The sequence below is a fragment of the Streptomyces sp. AC512_CC834 genome, from assembly GCF_019049325.1.
In the GTDB taxonomy this organism is placed as follows: Bacteria; Actinomycetota; Actinomycetes; order Streptomycetales; family Streptomycetaceae; genus Streptomyces.
In genome coordinates this window covers 1-5,218 of the sequence record NZ_JAGMUO010000005.1, presented here as the reverse complement: position 1 = coordinate 5,218, position 5,218 = coordinate 1, and the positions used below count along the sequence as shown (strand labels likewise).

The window sequence follows — 5,218 nt, the reverse complement described above, 5'->3', positions numbered from 1 at the left end:
CCGCCGCCACAGAAACCGACTGAACCACCACAACCACAGACCACATGGGTCACGATTCAATCGGCCAAAGTGGGTCCGCGTTCAGACGCCCCCGACACTCGTACCCGACGACGAGACAGGCTGCGGCGACCGGTCCTCGGGAAAGCGCCATGAGCCGGTCCAGGGCTGCCGCTTCGGACGGCAGTCCGGCCGGATCGAGGCCGAGCGCCCGGGCCGCGCGGTCGCGTAGTCCATCGAGGTCTGGCATGTCTTGCCGGTACTCGTCGGCGACCGCCTGGAGCTCTTGGGCTGTCCGGCCGAGAGCGTCCCGCCACCACGGTGCTACCAGACACAGCCGCACCAGTTCTGCCAGGCCGACGGCGAGCGGTCCGGCCTCGCCGTCGAGACTGATGTACACCACGGGGCGTTCCTCCCCACCCTCGCCGACGAAGCAGAACGCATCCCCTGAGCCCGCCCGCGCAAACTGCTCCAGCCGAGCTCCAGAGGCGAGCCGGACTCCCTCTTCCAGCTCGTGGTCGGCCGGGTTGGCCGCGTCGAGATCCGCAACCCCGGCGAAGAAGTCGATGACCTCCCGGTCGGAAGCCAGGAGAGGCAACAACGCGCCGTGGTGGGCGGACACGTCGGCCGGCGCATTCGATCCGTTCACCCGGCCACCGTAACTGGGGCATCCGACAGCGGCGGCGTCAGACCGGCAACCCTGGGCCGGGGCAAGGTGGCGAGACCCGCAGGCGCGGGTGCGCGGCTTCATCTACAGACGGGCTCAAGCTTCTAGGGGACGAAGCGGGCGGTCGTCGATCTGTGCGGCCGATGGGGGTGCTACTTGAGGATCTGCAGGCTCCATCTGTCCGCCTCGGGACTGCGCCGGTAGAAGACGTTCGGCTGAACCGGCTCGCAGGCCGCCAGCACAATGTCTCCCTGCCCGATCACCACTGTCCGCTCGACTCGTGTGGAACCTCGCCTGCAGGTTCGAAGAACCTCAAGCCGAAGTGAGCGCGGGCCTGGGAGAAGAGGAACGAAACGAACCGTTCTGATGGTGCTCCGCTCAACACTGCAGACCTGGCGCTCGCCTTCCGTGACGGACACCAGGCACCGCATAGGTGACATGCTGCGGGGAGGGTCGCGCAGGTCCACCTGGATCAGCAGGCCGGTCCTGCCTTGCCGGCGGGCTCTGCGGATCAGGTAGCGAGAGCGCCACTTCAACCGGCCCTCGAAGACGTTGACCACCTGCGCCGCAACGTTCCCCACGCTTCCCCCCCCCGGCCTGCTAGCGGATCAAGTGCCCCGGTCGTCCAGGCTGGCACGGACGCGCTGCCACCCAGAAGTGCCCCAATCGGCAGCGTGACCGATGCACCGTCACCCTGGTCGATGAGGACACCGGCGTGGTGCTGAGGACCTGACCGAACGAGCACTGGCCCAGTCCGCCCTTCCCGGCACCGTGACAGGCCAGGCTGACCGCCCACCGTGCAGGAGGCTCGGCTGATCGGTGGCCGGTATGACGAGTGCACCCACACGGGCGGCGCACTCGGCAAACGCCTGACAGCGCCCCCTCGGGGGCCGTTATCAACGGTGCATGCTCAAGTCTGTGCTGCGCGGCCTGGCTGCCGCTTCTCTCGCCGTCCTGCCTCTGACCGTCTCCACGCCCGCCCATGCCGCGGAGATGCTCCCGCTGTCCGAGGCCGTCACCCGCCTGCCGGTGGCGGCGGAGTCCCGCGACGGCTACGACCGGGACGCCTTCAAGCACTGGAACGCCGGCGCGAACCCCTCCGACGGCTGCAACACCCGTGCGGAGGTGTTGATCGCGGAGGCGGTGGAGCCGCCGACGGTGGGGCCGAAGTGCCGTCTGACGGGCGGCCGCTGGTGGTCGTACTACGACCAGGTGTGGGTGACCTCGGCCTCCGGCCTGGACATCGACCACATGGGCCCGCTCGCCGAGGCCTGGGACAGCGGCGCCTCCATCTGGTCGGCGCAGCGCCGGGAGGCATACGCCAACGACCTCGGCGCCGCGACCAGTCTGGTCGCGGTCACGGCCCGCTCGAACCGGTCGAAGTCGGACCAGGACCCGGCCCAGTGGCTGCCGCCGGCGGCTGAGGTGCACTGCCGGTACGTCGCCGAGTGGGTGGGTACGAAGCTCCGCTGGAGCCTGTCGGTGGACGAGGCCGAACTGGCCGCCCTGCGCGAGGTAACTACCGGCTGCCCGGAGCAGACCGTGACGTACGAGCCGGCCCCGTGACCGGGGTGGGGGAGTACGTGGTCCTGTTCGCCGAGGACTGGGACAGCGGCGCCGCGGCGTGGTCGTCGCAGCGGCCAGAGGCGTACTCCAACGACCTCGGAGCCGTCACCCGTCTCGTCGCGGCCACCGCCCGCTCCCACCAGTCCAAGTCGGACCAGGAGCCGGCTGAGGGGCTGCCGCCGGCGGGTGAGGCGTACTGCCGCTACGTCGCCGAGTGGGAGGACATGAAGCTCCGCTGCGCGCTGTCGGCGGACGAGGCCGGGGCGGCGGCGCTGCGCGAGGTGGCGGGCGGCTGCCCGGAGCAGACCGCGACGCACGGGCCCACCTCATATCCACGGGATGCCGGAGCACGCGAACAAAGGGGAGGGTCATGACATCAGTACGAAGGACACGACGGCGGATCGTCACGGTCACGGCCGCGCTCACGGCCGCCGCGGGACTGCTCTTGGTGACGGCGGCGCCGGCGAGTGCCGAAGTGAAGTCCACTTGCGGCACCTACATCTGTGTCGCCACCGCGTACCAGGGCCGCGATTACGTCCAGGACATCACCGTCACCACGAGGGACGGTCTGCCGGGAAGGCTGCGTGCGTTTGTCGGTGACTACCGGGGGAGCAAGGCGAACGCTTCGCGGTGGCGGTTCGTCGTCAACCGGGAGATCAGGGCCTATCCAAGGCTGGCCGTCTGCGGCGGACTCGACCGCGGTGGCAGGGTCATCGAGAACCACTGCGTGATGATCCCCTGAAGCCGGGACAGTCTCCGCGCCACCACACCACGAGCCCAGGGACCAGCAGGCCGACCCAGGAACCGCCGTAGGGCGTCGACGAGGAAGGAGCCACTTTGCAGCAGCTGCAGAGGCGCAGAAGTCCCGTCTCGGAGACGTCCGGAGCGGGTGGCGTGCGGGCCGTGTCTTGGACCTGCATGTCCCCGCAGCTCGTCAGTCGGCTAGAAGAGGCCAGTCCGCATGTGGTGCTTGGGGTTGCCGAAGAACTCGCGCAGCCATGGGCTGCAGGTGGCCGGCAGCCGGACCAGGGTGCGCCGGAACACCTCCGGGGCGGCCCGGAACAGGTGGTAGCGGTACGGCGCCGATGGATCGAAGTCGTCACGGAGAGCACCGTTAGGGAGCACGCCTGACGTCGGCACGGGCAGGTCCGGCTCGGGGAAGGCCAGCCACAGCCACACCCCGAACGGCAGCGGCACCAGGTACTGCGCCCGGACGGCCGGGCCCCAGGCCTGCCCCGTCTGCGGATGAGACGGCACGAGGGGGATGGAAGACGTCTGCGCTGGGAGCGGGAAGGCGGTCCGGCCAGGGCGGCGGCGCACCGAGCCCGCGTACCTGCGGACAGCAAGGCGTCAAGCGCGCGTTGGAAGACGTGCCTGACCAAGCCCGCCCGGGACGGTCACCGGTTGGCTCTCCGGCGCCGCCAGCAGGTGGGCGAGTGCCTGGTCGGTGCCGCCTCCCACTGCGGGCTCCACGACCACCAGTAGTTCGACTAGTGGCCGGCCCTGAACCGCGATCCCCACGTGGTGATCGGCTCGAACGGGGGCGTGCCTGCACCTGTCTCCCTCAGCTCAGACCAGGAAAGCGGCGCGGCGTCGGCGCCGTCCACAGAGACGCGACATACAGCGTTTGGGGCGAGCCGCAGCGCCTGCCAGAGCGAACAGTTGTCGATCCGGCTCGCCACGGGAAGGGAACACTCCCCACACGCTACGTTGGGCTCCGTCGGCGCCGTCGAGGCGGCAGCAGTAGCCGCCGGCGAAGAGGGCCCATGGATCATGTCATCCGGGCCAGGAAGTGTCTGTACGCGCTGGGGTTTTCTGCGAAGTCCGTGGCGGCCGCGAGAGCGGCATTGTCGGTGTCCTGCCCGCGAAGCAGGTCGACCGAGGTCTGTGCGAAACGCTCGCGCAGACCGTTCCGCTCCGCGTCGTCGAGTAGCAGGCGCAGTTCGGCAACGGCCTGTGCGGCGTTCCAGCGGGCTGCCGGGCCGGTCTGCAGCATGCTCCGCAGCCCGGTGGCGGGGGCCGCGTCGTCCAGCAGCGCGTGGATCCGGCCTGCGAGCTCCCGGCCGATAGCCGCCGTCTGCGCTGCCTGCGGGCCCGCCTCCCGCAGTACCCAAAGCGCCGTGACCAGCCGGGAACCGGAGCCCGTGTCGGCGTCATGGGGAAGGGCGTCGTGGCGTCCCGCCTCCCCTACCTCCGCGACGGCGCGGTCGTAGTCCTCAGCCGCCGACATCGCGGCCTCGGACAGTTCAGTAGCACGGCGGATGAGCCGTGTCTGCACCCCGAGGACCCGGGGCAGGGCTCGCAGGTTCCCGCCGATCAGCCCGACGGCGATGAGCGACGTCCCGAACAGCAGGAAGACGTCTGCACGGCCGAGGTCATCACCAGTGGCCAGGTCCTCAAGATTCCCCCTCTCCGGCCCCTTGGTGAGCATGAAACCCGTCTCCCAGCCGTAGCCGCGGCTGTCGGAATACTGCGGCGCTTTGAGGAGGTCGGACCGGCCGGGATCGCACTGGTAGGAGGCTTCCCTCTCCCGCTTCTGATACGGGTCGTCCCAACGGACCCTGCACGATCCATCGGGCTCCTCCTCGAGGACCGTCAGGTCGATCTGCCGCGCTTCAGGCAGGTCTTGCCCGGCTGCGTGCAGCCCCACCGCACAGGCGAAGAGCACGAAACCCAGCGTCAGCACCCACCGGAAAAAGGGCACATGCCTCATCCCGCTCCCCTCCCGTAAGGCTCACCAGCATCCCGTGAACCCGGCGGAGGCGCGAGAGGCGCCCCCGGCAGCGCTCAGGCGTGCGGTGCTGCCGAAACCCGGCAGGTGTTGAGCTTCGGCCCATCCTGCCGTCCCTGGGGTTCGCCCTTGGGAGTGCAAGCCGGCGGCCTGCGCAGAATGACAGCGGCCGTGGCAAAGTCCAGATGTGCGGCCAGCCGAGTCCAGGCTGATGGCCACCGGAATTCCAGGTGTGCGGCCGTCTGACCAGTGGTGTT

6 protein-coding genes are annotated in these 5,218 nt (G+C 69.7%); 3 read left to right on the top strand and 3 right to left on the bottom strand.

All coding sequences use genetic code 11. The annotated features are described in order from the left end of the window. Positions 1 to 49: 49 nt before the first annotated feature. The gene (locus tag KUM40_RS00060; protein ID WP_308401009.1) at positions 50 to 646 is read right to left on the bottom strand and encodes a hypothetical protein; all 597 of its coding nucleotides are present in this window, start codon (positions 644 to 646) and stop codon (positions 50 to 52) included. A 924-nt stretch (positions 647 to 1,570) separates the two neighbouring features. Between KUM40_RS00060 and KUM40_RS00055 the strand changes: the two genes are divergently transcribed. From KUM40_RS00055 to KUM40_RS00045, 3 genes are read left to right on the top strand one after another with little or no spacing between them, the layout of a single operon-like run. After that, on the top strand, positions 1,571 to 2,230 hold the full coding sequence (locus KUM40_RS00055) for an HNH endonuclease family protein (protein ID WP_217161429.1): 660 nt from the start codon (positions 1,571 to 1,573) through the stop codon (positions 2,228 to 2,230). Next, positions 2,227 to 2,604 (top strand): hypothetical protein, encoded by a 378-nt coding sequence (locus KUM40_RS00050; protein WP_217161427.1) that lies wholly within the window; start codon positions 2,227 to 2,229, stop codon positions 2,602 to 2,604. The genes KUM40_RS00055 and KUM40_RS00050 overlap by 4 nt, the downstream gene beginning before the upstream one ends. Next, complete coding sequence (locus tag KUM40_RS00045) at positions 2,601 to 2,972, top strand: hypothetical protein (protein WP_217161425.1); 372 nt, start codon at positions 2,601 to 2,603, stop codon at positions 2,970 to 2,972. The genes KUM40_RS00050 and KUM40_RS00045 overlap by 4 nt, the downstream gene beginning before the upstream one ends. A gap of 200 nt (positions 2,973 to 3,172) precedes the next feature. Here KUM40_RS00045 and KUM40_RS42315 read toward each other — a convergent pair whose 3' ends face one another. Continuing rightward, positions 3,173 to 3,487 (bottom strand): hypothetical protein, encoded by a 315-nt coding sequence (locus KUM40_RS42315; protein WP_217161423.1) that lies wholly within the window; start codon positions 3,485 to 3,487, stop codon positions 3,173 to 3,175. Between the two features lie 514 nt (positions 3,488 to 4,001). After that, a complete protein-coding gene (locus KUM40_RS00035; protein WP_217161420.1) occupies positions 4,002 to 4,943 on the bottom strand; it encodes a hypothetical protein in 942 nt (313 codons plus the stop codon). Between the last annotated feature and the right edge of the window lie 275 nt (positions 4,944 to 5,218).

Excerpts from the sequence above, each read along its gene's own strand:
- KUM40_RS00055 (WP_217161429.1), top strand. The coding sequence starts at position 1,571 with ATGCTCAAGTCTGTGCTGCGCGGCCTGGCTGCCGCTTCTCTCGCCGTC.
- KUM40_RS00035 (WP_217161420.1), bottom strand. The coding sequence starts at position 4,943 with ATGAGGCATGTGCCCTTTTTCCGGTGGGTGCTGACGCTGGGTTTCGTG.
- KUM40_RS00045 (WP_217161425.1), top strand. The coding sequence starts at position 2,601 with ATGACATCAGTACGAAGGACACGACGGCGGATCGTCACGGTCACGGCC.